Raw genomic sequence first — 21,480 nt, 5'->3', positions numbered from 1 at the left:
CGGGCCAGGCATGCTGAAACGCAGCCTGGCCTTTGTCGTGCCGGCGTTGGCCATGATGGTATGGTGCGCACTGTTCCAGCCGACCGGCGCTACCGCCGCGGATGAACCCGCGGCCACCATCCTGCCTGCTCCCTGCAAGCGCTTCGAGGCACACGTCCGGTCGGGGCAGGCCATCGCCCTGACCGACACGCCCCCACCCCGGGCCGATGACCGCGGCGTCGACATCCTCAGCTACGACCTCGACCTGGTCCTTGATCCATCGCCCGGGCCCACCGCCGGCGTCGTGGCGCTGACCGGCCGTGTGGACATCGGGCTGGTCGCGGTGCGCGCCGGCCTCGACACGCTGGTCCTGGACCTGGTCCCCAGCTCGCCTGCGACGCCGTGACGCTCGCCGGCGTCCCGCTGGTCTACACCCGCGAGGGCGAGGAACTGCGCATCGCGCTGCCGCACGCGCTGGCCACCGCTGCGCCCGAAACGGTGACGGTGGCGTGGCACGGCCGCCCGCCCCGGCACGGCAACCTGTACGTCGGCCTGATGTACCGCCGCGACGACAACGGCACGCCGGCCGTAACGGCCGATGATATCCCGCTGATGTTCTCGATCAGCGAACCGTGGTCGGCGCACGCGTGGTGGCCCTGCAAGGACCATCCCGCCGACAAGGCCCTCGTTTCCCTGGCGGCCACCGTGCCCGCGGGATTGAGCGTGGTCGCAAACGGTACGCTCGGCCAGGTGGTGGAAGGGCCCCCGGGCTGGGTGCGGTACGAATGGCGCGAGGCTTATCGGCTGCCGACCTACCTCGTTTCGGTGTCGGCTTCGCGCTACGTGAGCTGGAGCGAGGACTGCCGCCCGTCGCAGGCCCCGGCCGTGCCGCTGGAATTCCACGCGCTCGAGCGTGATCGCGCGGCGGCCGAGGTGCTGCTGGGCCGCAGCTGCGCGATGGCCGACTTCCTCACCGGGCGCCTGGGGCCGTATCCGTTCGCCGGCGAGAAGTACGCCCAGGTGGAAGTCATCTGGGGCGGCGCCATGGAGCACACCACCGCCACGAGCATCGGCCAGTTCATGTACACCGGCGATCGTCGCTTCGAGCAGGTGGTGCTGCACGAACTGGCCCACCAGTGGTTCGGCGACAGCCTGACGCCTGCGGGCTGGCAGGACATCTGGCTGAACGAGGGCTTCGCCACCTATGCCGAGGCGTTGTGGCTGGAGCACAGCGAAGGTCCTGCCGCGCGCGACGACTTCCTGCAGCTGATCGGACCGGGGCGCCACCCGGCCCTGTTCGCGGGCGAGGGCACGCTTGCCGAGCCCTCACCGGTGTTGCCCAACACGCTGGTCTACGACAAGGGCGCCTGGGTCCTGCACATGCTGCGGGGGATCATCGGCGACGAGGCGTTCTTCCGGCTCCTGCACGACTACGCCAACGACCCGCGCATGGTGCAGGGCCTGGTCTCCACGACGGACCTGGTGGCCCACGCCGAGGCTGCCGCCGGCCGCGGGCTGGGCGCGTTCTTCGACGGCTGGCTCACCACCGATGCGGTGCCGGTGCTCAGCCTCGAGCCGCGCCCTGGTCGGCCCGGGACACCGCCGGGATCTGCCGGCGTGCGCCTGCGCCAGCACCAGGCACCGTTGATGATGCTGCCGGTCCCCCTGCTGCTGCACACCGCCGCCGGCGCCGTGCCGGTCACGGCCGTCCTCGAGGAGCGCGAACAGGACTTCCAGTGGCGCCTGGGTGCCGCGGTCGACTCGGTGACCGTGGGCGCGCAGCCGCTCCTGGCGCGCTGGCTTGCGAGCCCGCCGCCGGCCCTGGACGTCCGGGGACCGATGCCGAATCCGGTCACGGGCGACGAGACCGCCTTCGAGTTGATTCTTGATCAAGGCACACAAGTGACTATTTCCATTTATGATATGCGAGGCCTGAAACTCTCGGAGGCGGCTCTCGGATTCATGCCGGCCACTGAGGCCGGCCAGGGCGGCACCCTCTGGCTCTGGCGCCGCCCCTCCGGTGCGGCGGCCCTGCCGGCGGGAACCTACTGGTTCGAATTCCGCGCCGGGGAGCACCGGGCCGTGCGCCGGGCAACCCTGCTCCGCTAGGCCGCCCACGCCGGCGGCCGGCCTGACGGGCCGGACAAGGAGCGAATCGGTCCCATTGACACCACGGCCCAACGCCGCTAGCGTGGCGGGCATGCGAATCCCCAGACAGACGCTCCGGCCGTACACCGCTCGCGGAAGCGCCGCCTTGGCCGCTCTCGCGACTCTGTCGTTGCTGCTGGCACCCCTGGCCGCGGCGGGGCACCACCACGAGGTCACGCCGTGCAGCGGCGGCGACAGCGCGTGCACCGTCTGCCTGTGGCAAGCCCATCACGCGGCCGACCTGACCACTGTCGGCAGCCTGCCGCCCGCGGCCGGTTCGCGCCTCTCCCCCGCTCCCTCGGCTCCCGCCGCCCCTTCTGCCGCGCTGCCTGGCTGCATCGCGCGCGGCCCGCCCGCCCTCCAGGCCTGAGTTCACCCCGTCACCTGACGCCAGAGGCCCGCGCCAAGCCCGCGGGTCCCGTGAAACTTCTGCGGCACGCGACCGCCTGCCATCCGGCCGGCCCTTGCTGCAGCCGAACCTGGAGGACTGACCATCATGAATCCCTTCGCCGGCAACGCCGTCCTGCGCGCCGTGACGCTTCGTCGTGCCGCGCCGCTGCATGCCGTTCAGGCCGCTCTCGCCGTCATCGTCCTCGTGGCCGTGCACGGGGCGCCCCTGGCCGCGCACGCCGCGACCGGCAATCCCAACCTGTCGGTCATCGCCCAGCCCCGCCTGACGGTCACGAGCAACGCGGATGATCCCGACCACGACCGCCCGGTGTGGGACATCGGCGAGACCGAGTTCGTGCTCGACGACTACCTGAACCCGTTCGTGCGCGGCAACCTGACCCTGGCCTACACCACCGACGAGGGCCTGGCCCTGGAGGAAGGCTACATCGATGTCGTGCGCGGCCTGCCGGGGACCCTCAACCTGCGGCTGGGCCAGTGGCGCTCGGGCTTCGGGAAGCTGAATCCCCAGCACCCCCACACCTATCCGTTCGCCGAACGCCCGGGAGTGCTGGCAGCCTTCCTGCCGGGCGAGGAGGGCCTGAACGAAACCGGGCTGCAGGCCTCGCTGCGCCTGCCTTCGCCGGGCGACTGGGCCATCACGGCATCGGCCGACTGGATGCAGGGCGATTCATTTCGCCTCGAGCGCGAGGACTCGGGCTTCGAGTCCGACCCGTTGACGGCCTCGGACGAGGGCGACCGCAGCGAGGAAGCGCGCCCGGCGATGCTCGGGCGCCTGAGCGCGTTTGCCCCGGTGGGCGAGCGTTCGGGCCTCGAACTGGGCCTGTCGGCCGTCGAGGGCACCAACAACGCGGCAGCCGGCACGAAGACGCGTGTGCTCGGCTTCGACGCCAAGGCCAAGCTCTGGAACAGCGAGCGCTCATACCTCCTGTTGCAGGGCGAGGCGCTCCAGTTGCGGCGCGAGGATGCCGGCTGGGACGGCGACCGCTACACGGACGAGGCCATCTCGCCGTGGGGCTGGTACCTGATGGCCGACTACAACTGGAACCAGCGGTGGAACGCCGGCGCCTCGTTTGAACGCTTCCAGGCCGAGGATGAGGACGGCTGGAACCGGTCGCTGGGCCTGTTCGCCGGCTTCGCGGTGATGGAAGAGACCACGGCGCTGCGCCTGGACTGGCGGCGCGAGCAGGCGGCGGCGGCCGGCGATCCCGAGCCCGACGCGATTGATGTCGTGACGCTTCGCGTCATCTGGTCGATGGGCCCGCACAAGGCGCACCAGTTCTAGGAGGCAGGCATGAAACCGACATCGAACCGGAAGCCGGCGCTGTTGTTCGCCGCCTTCCTCCTGGTCACCGGCCTGGCTTCCGCCGCGCATGCGTCCGGTCGCCTCCAGGTCGTGGCCTCGATCAACGACCTTGCCTCGATCGCCGCCAGTGTCGGCGGCGAAGACGTGGAGGTGGCGGCCATTGCGCGCGCCACCTCCGATGTGCACCGGGTCGAGGTGCTGCCGTCGTACATGGTTCGCGTCGCGCGGGCCAAGGTGTACCTGAAGGTGGGACTGGCGCTCGACCAGTGGGCCGACCAGATCATCGACGGCTCGCGCAACACGAAGCTGGCCGTGATCGATTGCTCGCGCGCCATCACGGCGCTGGACAAGCCCGCCGGCCGCGTCGATGGACGCGGCGGCGACGTGCACCCCGACGGCAACCCGCACTACTGGCTGGATCCGCGCAACGGCGCCCTGGTGGCGGCCCTGCTCGCCGGCGAGTTCACGAGGCTCGACCCCGCGCACGCCGCCGGCTTCCAGGCACGTGCCGCCGCCTTCGGCGACAGTTGCCGTGCACGGCATGAAGCCGCGAATGCGGCACTCGCCGGACTGCCCACGCGAGAGATCGTGACCTACCATTCGTCATGGGTGTACTTTGCAGCCGCCACGGGACTGACGGTGGCCGCCACCGTCGAGCCGGTGCCGGGCATTCCGCCGACCGGCGGCCACCTGCAGAAGCTGGTCATGCTGGTGAGGGAACGCCGGCCGGTCGTGCTGCTGCAGGAACCCTATTTCTCGGATGAGGCGGCCGGGTTCCTCTCCCGGGAAACGGGGCTGCGTACGGCCAGGGTCTCGCCGTCGTGTGCTGAACCGGTCGCCGGGAGCTACCTGGCCCATTTCGATGCGGTGGTCGCCGCGATCACCGCCGGCCGCTGACCGACTGGAGTGGGGGCCGGGCCCGCGCCCGGTCCCCGGTTCGCGTTCCCGAAAGGAACCGCAAATGGAAGCGCTTGGCCTGCCCTTCTTCCGCACGGCGCTGCTTGCCTGCTTCCTGCTGGCCGGCATCCATGCCTATCTCGGCTTCCATGTCGTGCGGCGGGGGGTCATCTTCGTCGACCTGGCCCTGGCCCAGATGGCCGCCCTCGGCGTGGCGCTGGCCGTGGTGCTGGACCATCACGACAACGATGTGCTGACCTACGGGCTGGCGCTGGGCATGACGTTCGTGGGCGCCGCCTGCTTTGCCTGGCTGCGCGGCCAGGAGCGTCAGCACGTGCCGCTCGAGGCGTTCATCGGCATCGTCTTCGCGACGGCCCAGGCTGCCGTTTTCCTGGTGCTGGAAAAGTCGCCCGCCGGCCCCGAGCACCTGAAGGAGACCCTGGTGGGCGCCCTGTTCACGATCGCCCCCGGGCACGTGCTGAAGACGGCGCTGCTCTACGCCGCGGTCGGCGTTGCGCACTGGCTGTTGCGCAAGCCGTTCTTCGAGATCACCGGCGACGCCGAGGGCGCACGCCGCCGGGGCCGTCGGCTGTTCTGGTGGGACTTCCTGTTCTACGCGATCTTCGGCTTCGTCGTCACCTCATCGGTGCAGATCGCCGGCGTCCTGCTCGTGTTCGGGTTGCTGGTGATCCCCGCGGTGGCCGGCCTGATGGCCTCGTCACGCACCGCCGTCTCGCTGGCCGTGGGCTGGATCTTCGCCTTCGTGGCCTGCCTGGCCGGGCTCCTGGGCTCGGTGCGGTGGGACCTGCCGGCAGCGCCGAGCGTGCTGGTCGCCCTCAGCGGCCTGCTGGTGGTGCTGGGCATCGGGTTGCGCGTGGTGCGCGGGCGGGGCCACGCCGCCGGGGCCTGACCCGGCGGCTGCGTCGGCACGCCGGAGCCGCTCAGTCGATCGGCACCAGCGGCGCGAACTTCGGATTGAGGTGCTTGCGCCCGTAGTCGGGGAAGTCGACGGTCACCTGGAGGTCGTCGCCGGTACCCTCGACGCGCGCGACGGTGCCCGAACCGAAGATCCCGTGCGAGACCGACTGTCCCTCGAAATAGGGCGCCTGCTGCTGCACGTCGTCATCCCAGCTGTGCTGCCGCTGCTCGTCGGACCCGCCTTCGGCGCCGGGCGCCGGGCGAGCGCCGCCGCGTGGCCGGTTGCTGCTGCCCCACTCGCCAGGGCTCACGCGGCGCGAGGCCGAGGGACCCTGCGAACCGCCGCCGCCGTTCCAGTTGCGGCTGTTGCCGCCGCTCCAGGTGCTCGGCCGCACCGGTTCGCGCGAATGGGCCCCGCCGCCCTTCGAGCCGCCCCCGCCCGAACCGGAACCGCCGAACAGGCTGCGCGTCATCCCCGCGCCGGCGCCGGCGCCGTAGCCGAGGTTCAGGCGCCGCCGCTCCACAAGGGCGTCGGGCACCTCGCGAAGGAACCGCGACGGCAGCGCGTCCTGCCACGTGCCGAAACGGCGACGGCGCATCGCGTGCAGCAGGTAGATCCGCTTCTCCGCACGCGTCAACGCCACATAGAACAGGCGGCGCTCCTCCTCGAGGCCCGCCTCATCCATGGCACTGTTGATGTGCGGCAGGATGTCGTCCTCGCAACCGGCCAGCACCACGACCGGGAACTCCAGGCCCTTGGCCGTGTGGATCGTCATCAGGCGCACCTGGCCCTCCCCGTCGCGGATCGTGTCCGGGTCGGAGACCAGCGCCGTCTGCTCCAGGAACTGGCCCAGGCTGCCGCCGGCCGATGCCTCGTGGAAGTCGGCCGCCGCATTGACCAGTTCGGCCACGTTCTCGGCCCGCTGGGCGGCGCTCTCGGGGTCATCGGACTCGAGGTGTTCCTGGTAGGCGATGTCCTTCAGCACCTGCTGCAGCAACTCGGGCAGGGGCATGGCTTCGGCCGCCAGGCGCCGCCAGCGGGCAGCCTGGTCGAAGAACGTGCGCACCCGGCGACAGACGGCGCCCGACATCTCGCTCTCGAGCAGGCCGTGCTCGGCCGCCGCCTCGCCGCAGGTCAGCCCGGCGTTGTTCGCCAGGGCCAGCAACCGCGCCACCGTGGTGTCGCCCAGCTGCCGCTTGGGCACGTTGATCACTCGCTGCAGCGAGATCTCGTCGGCCGGGTTGGCGATGAACTTCAGGTAGGCCAGGACATCGCGAACTTCCTTGCGCTCGTAGAACTGCAGGGAGCCGACGATCTGGTACGGCAGGTGGGCGCGGCGCAGGGCATCCTCGAGCACCCGCGACTGCGCATTCGTGCGGTAGAGGACGGTGACGTCGGCGCGCGTCAGCCCGCGCGCGATCTCGGCCCGCACGATATCCACCAGGCGCGCGGCCTCGTCCTCGCCGTCGAGGAACTCCTCCTCGACCAGCTGCTCGCCGCGGTCGCCTGCCGTCCACAGGTTCTTGCCCTTGCGGCGCTGGTTGTGGGCGATGACCGCGTTGGCCGCATCCAGGATGGTACCGGTGGACCGGTAATTCTGTTCCAGCCGGCAGGTGACGGCGCCGGGGAAGAAGTCGTCGAACGCCAGCATGTTCTCGATGCGGGCCCCGCGCCACGAGTAGATCGACTGGTCGTCGTCGCCCACGGCGAACAGGTTCCCGTGCTCGCTCTGCAGCGCCTTGATCAGCACCAGCTGCAGCGGGTTCGTGTCCTGGAACTCGTCCACCAGCACGTGATGGAACCGCTCGGCGTATTTCAGGCGCACGCCGGCGTCCTGTTCAAGTAGGTGAACCGTGCGCAGGATCAGGTCATCGAAATCGAGCGCCTTGCAGCGCACGAGGCCCTTCTCGTAGCCGCCATAGATGGCCGCGTTCTTCTCCTCGACGAAGGTCGTCGCGCGCGCCGCGGCAGCGACGGGATCCACGTCGTCGTTCTTCCAGGAACTGATCATGGAGCGGGCGCCGCTGGGCGTGAACTGCTTGGCGTCGATCTTGAGTTCGTCCAGGACCTGCTTGATCAGGCGCTTGCTGTCGTCGGTGTCGAAGATCGAGAAATCGGAAGGCACGCCGATGGCAGCCCCGTCGCTGCGCAGGATCCGCAAACCGGTCGCGTGGAAGGTCCCGATCCAGAAGGGCGCCCGTCCTTCACCGACACTCCCGGCCACCCGCTCCTTCATCTCGCGGGCCGCGCGATTGGTGAAGGTGAAGGCCAGCACGGCACCCGGGTGCACGCCGCGCTCGCCCAGGAGCCAGGCCACGCGGGTCGTCAGGACCCGGGTCTTGCCGGAACCGGCGCCGGCCACCACGAGGACCGGGCCGTCCGGGGCGGTGACCGCCCCCAGCTGCGCATCGTTCAACTTCGCCAGGATGTCGTTCACGGCAGGTTCGGCTCCGGCTCGGGGTCAGGCGACTTGGGGTCAGGCGACTTGGTCCAGGCTGCGCTGGGAACGCGGAACAATGCCACCGATCGCCCGTCGCCGCAACCGTGGGCCGCAGGCGACCGGCGTCAGTATTCGAAGCGGTATTTCAGGTCCAGGTTGTACGTGGAATCGCCCTGGTTCTCGTCGATCCGGCGGCGCAGTTCCGACTGCAGGAGCAGGTGCTGGTTGATCTGGTACTCCAGCAGCACGTCGCGGTCATCCTGGCGCACGCCCTGCGCGTACTTGAGGTACAGGTCCGAGCCGATGTACTTGCCGACACCGATCAACGGGTCGAATCCCATGGCGCCGGCGGCATCGCTCTCGCGCTGGATCTGGTCGATGTCGAACGTGTCGAAGACAGCCAATTCGCGGGCGATCTCGCGTTCGATGAGGTTGAGGCCCGCCGTGATGGAACTGGACGCCAGCCGCGAAGTGTCCCCGCCACCTTGCCCGGCGCCTTCCGGATCCAGGCCCAGGAGCATGCGCTGGATGGCCTCGCGCGAGTAGCCCCGTTCGCTGGAAAAGTCGACGACGGGGGCCGCCAGCGTGCCGCTCACGTGCACGCCCAGCACCTCGATGGTGGTATTCGCGGCACTTGATGCGCGCAGGCGATAGCGGGTCTGGGCGTCAATATCCAGCATCGGGTCGAAACCGAGTCCCTGGCTGAAATCAAGACGGCCGCGCTGAACCTCGAAGGCGTTGTTGAAGACGATCAGGCTGCCGCGGTTCACGTCGAGCGAACCGCGCATGTGCAGGCCTTCCTCGGTGCGCAGAAGGTCGAGGTCGCCGCCCAGGTCCAATTCCATCTCGCGGTTCACGATGTGCCCCACGCGCGGCGCGGCGTGCAGCCGCAGTTCGGCCAGCCAGTCCGGGGCCACCGTGGCCAGGCGCGGGTCGGCGGCGCCGGGCGTCTCGGCAAAGGTGCCGGTGTAGCGCGCCTTCAGTACCTCGAGGTCGCCGCTGAACTTCGGCACGAGCAGCGAGTCGGGCCCCACCTTCACGCCGGTGATGCGGCCGCCCCGCCCGCTGACCAGCGCCCGCAGGTCGGGAATAGAGGCGACCAGGAACCGGTCCAGGTCCAGGCGTACGTCGAACGTCTCCATCTCCAGCCCGCGGAAGGTGAGGGTGCCATCGCCGCCGAAGCTGCCGGTCAACCCCTCACGCCCGACGATGTCCTTCAAGTGCACGATATCGCCACTGAAGATGGCGTCGCACGACGCCTCGCTGTAAACCTCCTCGAGATGCCTGATGACGAAACCGGCATCGCGGATGTGCGCCGAGCCCTCGTACAACGGGTGCGCCAGCGGTCCCGACACGCGGACGTGGGCCTCGCCCGTTCCGTTGCTGGCCACGAAGGCGTTGGTTGCCGGCGTCAGCGCGGCGAGATTCGAGCCGGGCGGGATGTCGATCTCCATCAGGAACGGCCCGTCCAGCGGCGATGTCGGCTCGCTGAGGAAGTCCAGCTTCAGCGGGACCTCCAGCCGTCCGGTCATGCGCAGGTCGTCCTGCACGGCCACCAGGTCGCCCAGGGCCAGCTGGTTGCGATCGGCATGCACGGTGCCGGTCAGTTCGTCCAGGTGCAGCCAGTGGATGTTGAACGGGGAGCTGCGCAGCTGTCCATCCACGACCGGGTTGTCCGTGGTGCCGGTCACGCGGATCTCGCCGCCGAAACGCCCGTTCAGCCGCTTGAGGGCAGGCAGCTTGAACTGGTCCATGAACGACCAGTCGCCGTCGGGTATCTCGACCTGCAGGTCCATGGTCGCGCCCGGCCAGTAGTCCTTCACCGGCGCCCCGGGGTTCGCTACGGTGCCCGAGGCCCGCAATTGCCCGTACGGCGTGCGCAGGTCGAGCCCCTTGATGTCGACGGCGCCATGGGCGTAGACGGCCTCGACATGCATGGAGTCGACCCTGGCGATGGCGAACGGAGCCTCCAGCAGGTCGGCTGACAGGCTGACGGTCGGTGCGTCCGGTTCCCCGCCGAGGACCACGTCGGCGGTCAGGCGCCCGGTCAGCGGCGCGCGCGTGGAAACGAACGGGTTCAGCAGTCCCAGGTCGAAGCGCCGCAACTGCAGCGCGCCCGCGACGAGGTGGCGCCGGTCGTACACGCCGCCGCCGCTCACGGCGCCCTGGTCCGAGGACAGCGACAGGTCGCGCACCGCCAGGTAGCCGTCGCCGATGCCGACGCCGAGCGGCCGGTCCAGGGCCCAGCGCGTGCCCTCCATGTCGAGCCGGAATTCCTCGACCTGGAACCGGTCGACGGTGTCCGAGAAGGCGACCTGGAGCCTCAGCAGGCCGACCGTGTCACCGTAGGCACACAGGAACGTGTCGAGCCGGGCGCCGGCCGCATCGGCGGACCCGAAGGCCCGGTAGTTGCCCAGCGGCACGCCGCCCATGCGCAGGCTGTCGCCGGCCACGGCGCCGCTGAAACTCGGCGTGCCGAGCGCGTCGGCGATCTCCACGTTGGCGATCAGGTAGGAGGTGCGGGCCGGCCCCAGTTCGACGTCGCCGGCCGTCACGGTTCCAGCCAACGCCAGCGCATCCAGCGGCCCCGACACGGCCAGCTCACCGGAGGCATGGCCGCCCAGTGCCGGCCAGTTCCACTGCGCCGGCAGGGTCCCGAGGTCGTTGGCGGCGAAACTCAGGTTGCCGTCGAAGACGCTCAGGCTGTCGGCCGCCCCCGTCAGGATGGCGCGCAGGTCGCGGTGCCGCAGGTCGACGTGGTTGAACTGCACGCCTGCCGGCGTCGCCTCGACGTCGATCTCGCAGGCGTCGAAGGGCATGATCTCGATATGCCCGTCCTGCACCAGCCCGGTCACCCGCGTCCACATGGGTTTGTCGGTATGCTCGATGCGAAGGCGGCCGTTGCCGCTGGTCTGCGGCAGGTCTGTTTCACCCGGAATCAGGCCGTTGGCCAGGTTGATCCCGGAAGCATCGCCTTCGAGCACGAAGGTGACCGCACGCGAGTCGGTGATGTCGAAGTGGCCCCGCCCCTCGAACGTGGCGCCGTTGACGTTGCCTGCCAGGTCCTCCAGCCAGACATCCTTCTTGCCGATGAGGGCGCGGCAGGTCATGCCGGAGATGTCATATCCCTCGAGCACACCGGTGAAGACGCCTTCGTAGACCAGCGAGTCGGGTCTTCCGCGCAGGGTGGCGTCGACATCGCCCTTGGCCTTGAAGCCCAGGCGCTGCCTGATCAGCGCCTCGATCTCGCGGATGTCGACGCCGCGCGCCGACACCGTCAGGTCGAGACTCTCGTCCCAACCGCGGCTGCCGCTCACCTTCACCGGGTTGCCGTTCAGGTTGCCGGTCAGGTTCCGGGCGTGAACACCCTTGTCATCCAGGCCCACTTCGCCGAACAGGCTGTCGAGGCGACTGCCGTGTGTCTGCCAGTCGACGGCGCAATCGCGCAACACCGCGCGTGTCACCGGACCGGCCTCCACGCTCCCGCGCCACGAAAGGTACGGGATACGCTCCTGCACGCGGCCCCCGGCATCCGCGAGTTCCAGGTATCCCAGGGAGACGAGCAGGTCGTCGATGATCAGGGTGGGCAGCTTAGGGGCGGTGACGGACTTCTTTTCCTTGTCGGACTTGCCCGAGTCGGTGTCCGCACGCACGAAGATCTCGGGGCGCCGCACTACGACACGGCGGAAGCGAGGAATGTCCGCCAGCGCCTCCTTGATCACGTAATCGACCTGGACCGTGTCGGCGGTCACCAGGACCTGGCCGCGGCCGCTGCCGGGCACGGTCAGCGAGACGCCGTACAGGTCCACGCCGTCAAGACCCCAGACGTGGAAGTCGCGCACGCGCAGGCCGCTGTCCTCAAGGCGGAGCAGATGTCGGCCGACCAGGTTCGACAACTGTGGCGCATACAGTTCCGTACGCCCGCCCAGGTAGATGAGCACGGCCAGGAACACCGCCCAGGCGGTCAGGACAGGCAGGCGTGCCGGGCGGCTCCAGTGCATCAGAACGGATACCCCACCGAGAAGTGCCAGACTGCCGAGGGATCCTTGTAATCCCGTGTCGCGCCCAGGTAGTCGCTCAGGTAGCGCGCACGCTTGAGCGGGAAGCCGACGTCGATCCGGACGGGGCCGAACGGCGTGTCGAAGCGCAGGCCGGTGCCCAGGCTGTAGCGGTAATCCCAGTCCTTGGTCGAACCGGAGTCGGTCGGGAGGCCCGGCTCGGAGGTGAGGCGAAACCCGCGCAATTGCAGGTCGCGCAACTCGGCCCAGACATTGCCGCCCTCGAAAAAGACGACGGTAGCCAGTCCCCACTTCCTGAGAACCGGCAGCGGCACGCGCCACTCGGCGTTCGTGAGCAGGAGGTAGTTGCCGCCGCGCGCCGGGTTATCCGGCAGGAGCACATCCGACGTGTAGTTGAGGTAGTTCAGTTCGTCCTCGTCGGAGACCTGCGGACCCAGCGAATTGTTCGCATAGCCCCGAACCGTCGAGGCACCGCCGGCGAAGAAGCGGTCGTCGTAAGGCACTCCGTCGGCGCCCTGGTCCAGCGAGGCGCCGTAGGTCCGCGTTCCGCCGACCTTGACGCGCAGGGCCAGCGTGCCCACCGGCATCTTCCGGTAGTCGTGCCAGGCCGCCGTCCACTTGAAGAAGTGGTAGTCGCCGCCGAGCAGGCCGCCGGCAAGCTGGGCCGTCAACACCGAGTAGATGCCGTCCGTCGGATGGAACAGGTCGTTGCGATGGTCAACGTACATCGCCCAGTTCAGCGAGCGCACGCGGCTGATCGAAGGATTGACGGCATTGAAGCTTGCCTGCGATTCCTCGGGTGCCTGCGGATGAATCTCCGGCTCGGTGACCTTGTAGCCGAGGGAGACGTTGTTCGTCACATACCGATTCGAGCGCCAGAACGTGCCGACGTTGGCGCCCCAGCCGAACAGGTTCAGCCCCGACTCGCCGCGCGTCTCGCGCGACAGGAACAACGTCGTGTCCAGGCTGTAGCGCCCGTCGCGAAGGCGCGGGTTCACGTACGAGACCTCGCCGCGGTAGTTGATCTGCCCCTGGTCGAAGCTGATCTGGCGCCCCACGACATCTTCAACGTTCCACGATCCCCGACCGCGTACCTGCACGCGACGGCCCGTGCCCCAGAGGTTGTTGTGGCCCCATGCCGCCAGCAGGCGCACGCGCTCCAGGCTCCCGACACCGACGCCCAGCTCGTAGTAGGCGGGGCGGCGTTCGATGACGTGCAGCGAAAGGTTGGCGGTGCCCGCGACCGTATCGGTGTGGATGGCATTGATGTTGACGTCGCGGTAGAGGCTCGTGCCCAGCAGGTTGCGGCGGGTGTCCTCCACCTTGCCCCAGCGCAGCGGATCGCCGGGCGCGACTTCCAGTTCACGCTGCACCAGCCGGTCGATCGTCAGGTTGTTGCCCGAAATGACGATCTCGTCGATGCGGTACGACTTGCCGATCACCACGCGATAGTTGAGGTCGGCCGCAAAGCCCGCGTCGTCCCCGAGGGGTTCGAGCGTCAGTTCCGGGTACACGGCGGCATCCAGGTAGGTCTCGTCGCGCAGCAGTTCCCGCAGGGTGTAGATGTCGGCGCCGAACGCGTTGAGGTCGGCCGGCGCGGGACTGCCCTCGCGCAGCGTGACCGCCGTGCGCAGGCGGGCCTCCGAGACCGGCTCGAAACCGGAAAATGTCAGCCGGCGGATGTAGGTGCGCCGGCCCTCCACCACCGAGATATGCAGGACGTCGCCGCCGCCACCGTCGACGGTGATCGAATCGACGCTCGTGACAACCTGGTGGAACCCGCGGTTGCGGTAGTAGTTCCTCAGCAACCGCACCTGCGTCTCGACCAGGTGCGGCTGGTAACGGGCGGCACGGAGCGGCCGCATCCAGCTGCCTTCCTGCAGGCGCATGATGCGCTTGAGCTGGTCGGTCGGGAAGGTGATGTTGCCGTTCAGCTCGACCCGGGAAAGCCGGTGCGTCTGCAACCCGAAATCGAGCTCGTCGTCGGCGCGGGCCGCCGCGGCCGGCAGCAGGCAGGCCAGCACAAGGATGGCGATCCGGAGCGCAACGGAGGATGGCGCCAAGAAGTAAGGCGCCAAGAAGCAAGGCGCCAAGGCTCGGTTCGCTGCCCGGAAGCAACACTGCACAATGCCGGCGGCGGCCCCTGCGGGCCTCCTGCCGGTGTTGGTCGATGTCGCCTCGCCGGCGCTGGCATCCACGATGGTCGCTCCGTCCGGGCGCCCGTCCGGAAATCCCGTGACAAGGAGGCGTCCCGATGTTATCCCCGACCACGCCCGAATGGTGGTCCCTGCTTCCTGACCCGGCAGCGCCATTGACGGCGATGCCCGCACCCGAGGTGATATCCGTGCCGCTGCCCGCGCTGCCGACTTCCCGGTGCACCACCGGCTTCTGCGCCGCGGTGCGCGCGGCGACGGCACTGGTCCTGGTCCTGACCATGCTCCTGGTCCTGCTGGCAGCCGCCGGTGGCTGCGCGCGGCGCGAGCGACCGCTGACGCCGCGCGACCTGACCGACGACGAGTCGGTCTACGTGACCCGCATCCTGGTTCTCGAACGCGTTCGCGCTGCCCTCGTCGACGACCCCGTCCGGGGCGCCGTACTGGGCGATTCGCTTACCGCCGCCTGGGGCGACAGCGCCCGGGCCCGCACGCTCGACCTGGCCCCGACCGACCCCGACCGCGCGGCGCTGGTCCACGAACTGCTGCTGCGCCTGCTCGCAGCGGAACAGGATTCGCTGCTGCGCCTCGGCGGTCGCCGCGCCATCGACGCGGCGTGGCCCGCACCCGCAGACAGTGTCCCGGGTGCAGGCTTTCCCGGCGCTTCCCGCGGTCGCGGCGACGACTGACGCCGGGACCGTTTCGCCCGCGCCCCGCGGCTCCTAGTGCCCGGTCACCTTCCACACGTCGAGCACGACCACGAAGGTCATGAACAGCAGCAGGATGATCAGCCCGACCTGCGTGGCGATCGCCTGCATCCGTTCGGGCACCGGCTTGCCGCCCCGCGCCACTTCAAGCAGCAGGAACAGCACGTGGCCGCCGTCGAGCACCGGGATGGGCATGAGGTTCAGCAGGAACAGGTTGATCGAGAAGAAGGCGACGAAGTACATCAGGTGCGAGAAGCTCCAGCGCAGCATCTCTCCCGCCGCCTGCCCGATGCGCAGCGGACCACCCACCGCGTCCAGCCCCAGCTTGCGCTTCACGAAATCGCCGAGCACGCCCAGAGTGACCTTGATGGTGTCCGACGTGCGCTGCCAACCCAGCTGGATCCCCTGCCCGAAGCCGACCTTGTCGTAGGAGAAGTACGGCTCCAGGAAAATGCGGCCCTTGTTCTCGCCCGGAGCCACTTCGGTCTGCTCGGGCGTGACCTGCCCGCTGAGCTGCCGGCCGTCGCGCTCCCAGACCACCTCGGTCGGCTCGGCCGGTCGTTCATTGATGATGCCGGCGATCTGGCTGAAGGCGGTCACCGTCTGCCCGTTGACCGAGACGATGATGTCACCTTCGCGAAGGCCCAGCTTGTCGGCCGGTCCACCCTTCTGCACCAGGCCGACCGTCGTGTTCCACGGCTCCAGCCCCACGTTCCAGCCACCCGCCTCGGTGGCGAAGGTCGGCTGCAGTTGCAGGACAACGATGGCTCCGTCGCGCTCGACGGTGACGGCTACCGGTGGCGTGGTGCTCGCCTGCCGATTGGCGGCAGGCACCACGGCGTCCTCGATGTCGCCCCAGTTGTCGACCGGCACGCCGGCGACGGCCGTGATGCGGTCGCCCACCAGGAAGCCGGCCGTCGCCGCCGGCGAGGCCTCGTGCACCTGGCCTACCCGGGTGAAGGGGATGTTCTGCAGGCCGTTCCCGAGCACCAGCCCGGTGTAGAGCACGAACGCGAGCACGAGGTTCGCCAACGGACCGGCGATGAACACCAGCAGGCGCTGCCACGCGGGCTTGCTGAAGAAATGGCGGTGCGGCGGGATGTGGTCGTCCTGGCCGGCGGCCTCGGCGTTGCCCTCCTGCGTGCCCAGCGGATACTTGCGTTCCTGCCAGGTGCCGGTGTCCTGGATCTCCTCCATCAACCCCTCGCCCGCCATCTTCACGTAGCCGCCGAACGGGATGGCCGACAGGGCGTACTCGGTCTCGCCCCAGCGCTTGCGCAGGAGCTTGGGACCGATGCCGATGGAGAACGTCTTGACATAGACGCCGAACAGCTTGCAGGTCAGGAAGTGGCCGAGTTCATGGACGATCACCACCAGCCCCAGCGTGACGAGGAAGGCGAAAATGGTGATCGGGAGTGTGCTGCTCAAGCGAACGACCTTAATGGCCGGCAGCGGCACGGGCGTCCACCTGGACGGCCGCCTCCGTGCGGGCCCGGGCATCGGCGTCCAGCGCCGCGGACAGGTCGAGGACCGGTCCGTGGGGCAGGCGCGCCAGTGTATCGGCAATGACGCCGGGGATGTCCACATAACGTAGACGCCCGGCCAGCAGGGCGGCCACCGCGATCTCGTTGGCCGCGTTCAGGACGACCGGGGCGGTGCCGCCGGCCACGCCGGCCTCGCGGGCCAGTTTCAGGCAGGGGAACCGACCAATGTCCGGGGCCTCGAACACCAGGGGGCCCACATCCAGCAAGTCTAGCCTGCCTCCGCCCAGCGGCCAATGGATTTCCCCGGCAATGGCATACTGCAACGGTATCCGCATGTCCGGAGTTCCCAACTGGGCCAGGAAAGCACCGTCGACGAACTCCACCAGCGAATGGACGATCGAACCCGGGTGCACCACGACGTCGATCAGGTCGTAGGCGAGCCCGAACAGGTAGTGGGCTTCGATGACCTCGAGACCCTTGTTCATCAGGGTGGCCGAATCGACTGTGATCTTGGGCCCCATGCGCCAGGTCGGATGCGCCAGGACCTGCTCCAGGGTGACCCGGGCAAGGTCCGCGGCCGGTGTCGTCCGGAACGGCCCGCCCGAGGCGGTCAGGACCAGGCGCGCCACCTCGGCCCGGTCGCGCCCCGAAAGGCACTGGGCGATGGCCGCGTGCTCCGAGTCGACGGGCAGCAGTTCGGCGCCTCCGGCGGCAACCGCGCGCGCCACCAGCTCGCCGCCCACCACCAGCGATTCCTTGTTGGCCAGGGCGATGCGCAACCCCCGCGCAGCGCCCGCCAGGGTGGGCTCGAGCCCGGCCGCCCCCACCAGGCCGTTGACCAGGCACGACGGCGACTCGGCCGCGTTCACCGCCTCGACCAGCCCGCGGGCGCCCGGCGCCAGCAGGCGACCTCTCCAGCCCGGCACGGCCGCGGCCCGTTCGCGGGCCGCCGGATCCCACACCGCGATGAGCGGCAGCGGTGCCTCGGGCTGGACGGCGGCGAGTTCCGCCAGGGCGGCCGCCAGGTCGTCCACGCGATCACGGCAGCTGACGGCCGCCACCTGCAGCCGCTCCGGATGGCGCCGCACCAGGTCGAGCGCCTGCACGCCGATGGAGCCGGTGGCCCCCAGCACGATCAGCCGCAGCGGCTCCGTCAGGGAAAGGCGCGGCTTCCGGTACGGATAGAGCGGTCCCGTCGCGGCGTCGGGCTTGCGTTCGGTGGACATGGACGGGCACCTCCCCGGGCCGGTGGGTCCTCAGAAGATGAACAGGCGGAAGTAGTAGTAGACCACGGGCGCCGTGAACAGCAGGGAATCGAATCGGTCGAGGATGCCGCCGTGGCCGGGCAGCAACGGCGCCGTGTCCTTGATGCCCACGTCGCGTTTGATCATCGACTCGACGAGGTCGCCGAGCTGGGCCGCCACACCGGCCACCACGCCCAGGACGGTCCCGGCCAGCGGCGTGACGAACGGCACCAGCGCGCGGGTGCAGATCCAGCCCACGAGCCCGGCCGCAACCAGCCCGCCCACGGCGCCCTCGACCGTCTTCTTCGGGCTGATGCGCGGCGCCAGGGGCCGGCGCCCGAAGGCGACGCTGCAGAGGTAGGCCCCGGTGTCGGTTGCCCAGACCAGGGCCGCAAGGAGGAACACCAGCCGGGCGCCGAGCGCCTCCTCCTGGCCCAGTGCGTGCGGGAGCTGCCGCAGCAGCACGAGGTGGCTCGCCAGCCAGCCCAGGTAGAGGATGCCGAAAACCGTGACGGCGATGTGCGCCAGCGACTGCGACATCTCGCGCCGCAGCAGCTCGCGCACCATGATCGCCAGCAGGCTGCCGGTCAGGATCAGGGGCACGGCCACGCCCTGCCGCCAGGCATACCAGGTCAGGGCCACGCTGCAGAAATAGGCCAGTGCCGCGAAAGGCTGGTAGCCCTTGGCGCGCAGCAGCTGCAAGAGCTCGCGCAGGCCGAGCACGACAATGAGGTCGACGAGCAAAAGGAAGAAGATACCGCCACGCAGCGTGATCGCATACAGGCACGGCACGCCGGCGACGATGACGAGCACGCGCGGAATCAGGCCCGCGTTCAGGAAGCGACGGACCGCGGGCGGACGCCCGGGTGCGTTCACGGTCGGACCTTCAGCAGCCGGCGCCAGCGGTCGGGATCGAGTGGCGGGGCCGCCTCGGCCGGCCCCTCGATGGGCGCCTGGCCGGCCAGGGCGCCGAAGCGGCGCTCGCGGCCCTGGAAATCGGCCACGGCCAGCGTCAGGTCGCGTCCCGAGAAGTCGGGCCACAGCACGGGCGAGATCAGCAACTCGGCGTAGGCACCCTGCCAGAGCAGGAAATTGCTCAGGCGCGCCTCGCCGCTGGTGCGGATGACGAGGTCGGGGTCGGGCAGGCCGGCCGTGTACAGCCCGCGCGCGAATTCGGCCTCCGTCACCTCGGACGGCGCCAGTTCACCCGCGGCCACGCGCTTGGCCAGTTCCACGGCCGCATGCAGGATCTCCTGCCTCCCGCCGTACGCCAGCGCCAGGTTCAGCACGAGCCCCGTATTGCCGGCCAGCGAATCGACGGCGTCGCGCAGTGCGGCCTGGGCACGGGCCGGCAGCTTGTCAACGGCGCCGCAGGTCACCAGGCGCACATTGCGCCGATGCAGTTCGTCGCGCTCGGCGCCCAGCGTTTCCTGCAGGAAATGCCAGAGCGCCTTCACCTCGGCCTCGGGCCGGTTGAAGTTCTCCTGGCTGAACGTGTAGAGCGTCAGCACCTCGACACCGAGGCGCCCGCAGGCATCGACGCAGCGGCGGACGGCATGGCGCCCGGCGCGATGTCCCGCCACGCGCGGCAGGCAGCGCCGCCGCGCCCAGCGACCGTTGCCGTCCATGATGACGGCGATATGACGCGGCACGCACCCGCGCGCGCGCACCGCCTCGAGCAGCGCGCCGTCGTCCAGGCGCCTGAGCGCCTCCATGTGCTGGCTTCCGGACACCCGCTACAGCTCCGTGATCTCTTTCTGCTTGGCCTCGGTCACCGCGTCGATGGTGGCGCAGTACTTGTCGGTCAGCTTCTGGATCTCGTCGCGGTCCTTGTGGGCCTCGTCCTCGGTGATGTCGCTGTCCTTCAGTTCCTTCTTCAGCACGTCGTTGGCTTCCTGGCGCGCGCGCCGCACCGCGATCTTGCCTTCCTCGCCGCAGTCTCGCGCCTGCTTGGCCAGTTCCTTGCGCCGGTCGCCCGTCAGTTCCGGGACGTGCAGGCGGATCATCATGCCGTCGCTGGACGGGTTCAGGCCGAGGTTGCTGGCCTGGATGGCACGCTCGATGGCGTTGATGGCCGCGCGGTCGAACGGCTTGACGGCCAGCATGCGCGGCTCGGGAACGGCGATGGACGCCAGCTGGATCAACGGCGTCAGCGCACCGTAGTAGTCGACCTTGACGCCATCGAGGATGGACGGCGATGCCTTGCCGGTGCGGATGCGATGCAGGCGCTGTTTGACGCCATCGACCGCCTCTTCCATGGCCAGTTCCGCGTTTTCCTTCACTTCGGCGCTCATGACTGCGTCTCCTTGCGGATCCAGGTTCCCTGCTGGCGACCCTCGATCACCGCGACAAGGCTGCCGGGGTCGGTGATGTCGAACACGAACATGGGCAGGCCCTGCTCGGCGCAGAGCGTGACCGCCGTGAGGTCCATGACCTCGAGGCGACGTGCGACCACCTCGTCGTAGGTGAGATGGTCGAACCGGACGGCATCCTTGTACTTGTGCGGGTCCTTGTCGTAGATGCCGTCCACCTGCGTGCCCTTCAGCAACGCATCGGCGCTGATCTCGAGGGCGCGCAGCGCAGCCGCCGAGTCGGTGGTGAAGTACGGATTGCCGGTGCCGCCCGCGAAGATCAGGACATGCCCGCGCTGCAGGTAGCCGATCGCCTCGTCGCGCGCGAAGGAGCGGGTCAGCGGGCGCACCTCGCGCGGGCTGAGGATCTGGCTCTGCAGGCCCTCGCCACGCAGGTAGTCGCGGATGATGGCGCCGTTCATGATCGTGGCCAGCATGCCCACGTTGTCGGCCGTCACCCGGTCAACGATCTCGAGGTTGGCCGAACGCGCACGGAACAGGTTGCCGGCGCCGACGACGATACCGACCTGGACATCCATCTGGGTGACCTGGGCGATGGCCTGCGCCAGCTGGCTGAGCTTGGCGTGGCTGTACTGTTCGCCGTCGCCCATGAGGGCTTCGCCACTGAGTTTGAGCAGGACCCGCGTGAATTTCACCGGAGGGCACCTTTCTGGCGGGAGCCGGTCGCGCCTGCCCGGGCGGAGGCGCTGACGGCGCGCCGGCGGCGACCGTCGTGGCCGCTGCCGCGCGAAAAAAAAAGCCCGGGCGACGGGGCCCGGGCTCAAGAGGCGACGGGCTAACCGCCGATTTCGAAGCGCGCGAAGCGCTTGATCTGCATATTCTCGCCAAGGGCGCCGATGACCGACTTGAGGTAGTCCTCGATGGTCATGTCCGGATCCTTGACGTACTTCTGCTCGAGCAGGGCCACGTCACTGTAGTACTTATCCACCTTGCCGACAACAATCTTGTCGATCATGGCTTCGGGCTTGCCCTGTTCCCGCATCTGGGCGGCGTAGATCTCTTTTTCCTTCTCGACCAGCGTCCCGTCGACCTCGTCGCGCGACACGGCCACGGGACGCGCCGCGGCGATGTGCATCGCCAGGTTGTGCACGAACTCCTGGAAGGCCTCGGTCCGGGCCACGAAGTCGGTCTCGCAGGCCACTTCGACCAGCACGCCGACCTTGCCGCCCATGTGGATGTAGCTGCCCACGATGCCCTGGCTCGTGGCGCGGCCTTCCTTCTTGGAGGCCGAGGCGATGCCCTTCTTGCGAAGGTACTCGCCGGCCTTCTCCATGTCACCTTCGCACTCGGCCAGGGCCTTCTTGCAATCCATCATGCCGCAGCCTGTGGCTTCGCGGAGTTCCTTGACCAGCTTGGCGTTGATTTCCATGACTCCTCCAGTGCCCTCTTCGGCAGTACGTTTCG

Annotated in this window: 16 protein-coding genes; 6 read left to right on the top strand and 10 right to left on the bottom strand. The window is 69.2% G+C overall.

What is annotated here, in order from left to right; translation table 11 throughout:
* Nucleotides 1-10 precede the first annotated feature (10 nt).
* From IPG61_18375 to IPG61_18355, 5 genes are all read left to right on the top strand, one after another.
* Entirely contained in the window at nt 11-385 is a 375-nt protein-coding gene (locus IPG61_18375; GenBank protein ID MBK6735997.1) for a hypothetical protein, read from the top strand.
* Nucleotides 382-2,088 carry a M1 family metallopeptidase gene (locus IPG61_18370; protein ID MBK6735996.1) on the top strand — a complete coding sequence of 569 codons (1,707 nt, stop codon included), beginning with the start codon at nt 382-384 and terminating at the stop codon, nt 2,086-2,088. Before IPG61_18375 ends, IPG61_18370 begins: the two co-directional genes overlap by 4 nt.
* A gap of 535 nt (nt 2,089-2,623) precedes the next feature.
* The gene (locus tag IPG61_18365) at nt 2,624-3,820 is read left to right on the top strand and encodes a hypothetical protein (GenBank protein MBK6735995.1); all 1,197 of its coding nucleotides are present in this window, start codon (nt 2,624-2,626) and stop codon (nt 3,818-3,820) included.
* A gap of 9 nt (nt 3,821-3,829) precedes the next feature.
* Nucleotides 3,830-4,738, top strand: a complete 909-nt coding sequence (locus IPG61_18360) for a metal ABC transporter substrate-binding protein (protein ID MBK6735994.1) — start codon at nt 3,830-3,832, stop codon at nt 4,736-4,738.
* Nucleotides 4,739-4,802: 64 nt separating this feature from the next.
* The gene (locus IPG61_18355; protein ID MBK6735993.1) at nt 4,803-5,648 is read left to right on the top strand and encodes a metal ABC transporter permease; all 846 of its coding nucleotides are present in this window, start codon (nt 4,803-4,805) and stop codon (nt 5,646-5,648) included.
* Between the two features lie 31 nt (nt 5,649-5,679).
* On the opposite strand, the gene IPG61_18350 is transcribed toward IPG61_18355, so the two are convergent.
* The 3 genes from IPG61_18350 to IPG61_18340 all read right to left on the bottom strand — a co-directional run bounded on the left by IPG61_18350 (nt 5,680) and on the right by IPG61_18340 (nt 14,179).
* The gene (locus IPG61_18350) at nt 5,680-8,094 is read right to left on the bottom strand and encodes a UvrD-helicase domain-containing protein (GenBank protein ID MBK6735992.1); all 2,415 of its coding nucleotides are present in this window, start codon (nt 8,092-8,094) and stop codon (nt 5,680-5,682) included.
* Between the two features lie 128 nt (nt 8,095-8,222).
* A complete protein-coding gene (locus IPG61_18345; protein ID MBK6735991.1) occupies nt 8,223-12,098 on the bottom strand; it encodes a translocation/assembly module TamB domain-containing protein in 3,876 nt (1,291 codons plus the stop codon).
* Nucleotides 12,098-14,179, bottom strand: a complete 2,082-nt coding sequence (locus IPG61_18340) for a BamA/TamA family outer membrane protein (GenBank protein ID MBK6735990.1) — start codon at nt 14,177-14,179, stop codon at nt 12,098-12,100. The genes IPG61_18345 and IPG61_18340 overlap by 1 nt, the downstream gene beginning before the upstream one ends.
* Before the next feature lie 191 nt (nt 14,180-14,370).
* Here IPG61_18340 and IPG61_18335 point away from each other — a divergent pair, with 191 nt between their 5' ends.
* On the top strand, nt 14,371-14,958 hold the full coding sequence (locus IPG61_18335; protein MBK6735989.1) for a hypothetical protein: 588 nt from the start codon (nt 14,371-14,373) through the stop codon (nt 14,956-14,958).
* A 33-nt stretch (nt 14,959-14,991) separates the two neighbouring features.
* Here the strand turns inward: IPG61_18335 and rseP are convergent, their stop codons facing one another.
* The 7 genes from rseP to tsf all read right to left on the bottom strand — a co-directional run bounded on the left by rseP (nt 14,992) and on the right by tsf (nt 21,445).
* Entirely contained in the window at nt 14,992-16,404 is a 1,413-nt protein-coding gene (gene rseP / locus IPG61_18330; GenBank protein MBK6735988.1) for an RIP metalloprotease RseP, read from the bottom strand.
* Nucleotides 16,405-16,414: 10 nt separating this feature from the next.
* Nucleotides 16,415-17,686 (bottom strand): 1-deoxy-D-xylulose-5-phosphate reductoisomerase, encoded by a 1,272-nt coding sequence (locus IPG61_18325; protein ID MBK6735987.1) that lies wholly within the window; start codon nt 17,684-17,686, stop codon nt 16,415-16,417.
* Nucleotides 17,687-17,716: 30 nt separating this feature from the next.
* Nucleotides 17,717-18,580, bottom strand: coding sequence for a phosphatidate cytidylyltransferase (locus IPG61_18320; GenBank protein ID MBK6735986.1), 864 nt, complete (start codon nt 18,578-18,580; stop codon nt 17,717-17,719).
* Nucleotides 18,577-19,419: a di-trans,poly-cis-decaprenylcistransferase gene (gene uppS / locus IPG61_18315; protein MBK6735985.1), complete on the bottom strand. Its 843-nt coding sequence runs from the start codon at nt 19,417-19,419 to the stop codon at nt 18,577-18,579. The genes IPG61_18320 and uppS overlap by 4 nt, the downstream gene beginning before the upstream one ends.
* Before the next feature lie 21 nt (nt 19,420-19,440).
* On the bottom strand, nt 19,441-19,998 hold the full coding sequence (frr, locus tag IPG61_18310; protein MBK6735984.1) for a ribosome recycling factor: 558 nt from the start codon (nt 19,996-19,998) through the stop codon (nt 19,441-19,443).
* Nucleotides 19,995-20,711, bottom strand: coding sequence for a UMP kinase (locus IPG61_18305; protein ID MBK6735983.1), 717 nt, complete (start codon nt 20,709-20,711; stop codon nt 19,995-19,997). The genes frr and IPG61_18305 overlap by 4 nt, the downstream gene beginning before the upstream one ends.
* A 140-nt stretch (nt 20,712-20,851) precedes the next feature.
* Nucleotides 20,852-21,445 (bottom strand): translation elongation factor Ts, encoded by a 594-nt coding sequence (gene tsf / locus IPG61_18300; protein ID MBK6735982.1) that lies wholly within the window; start codon nt 21,443-21,445, stop codon nt 20,852-20,854.
* Between the last annotated feature and the right edge of the window lie 35 nt (nt 21,446-21,480).

This window comes from bacterium (assembly GCA_016703265.1).
GTDB lineage: Bacteria > Krumholzibacteriota > Krumholzibacteriia > LZORAL124-64-63 > LZORAL124-64-63 > CAINDZ01.
Note: the sequence above shows the minus strand (reverse complement) of the source record. Positions and strands in the feature narration are given on the sequence as shown.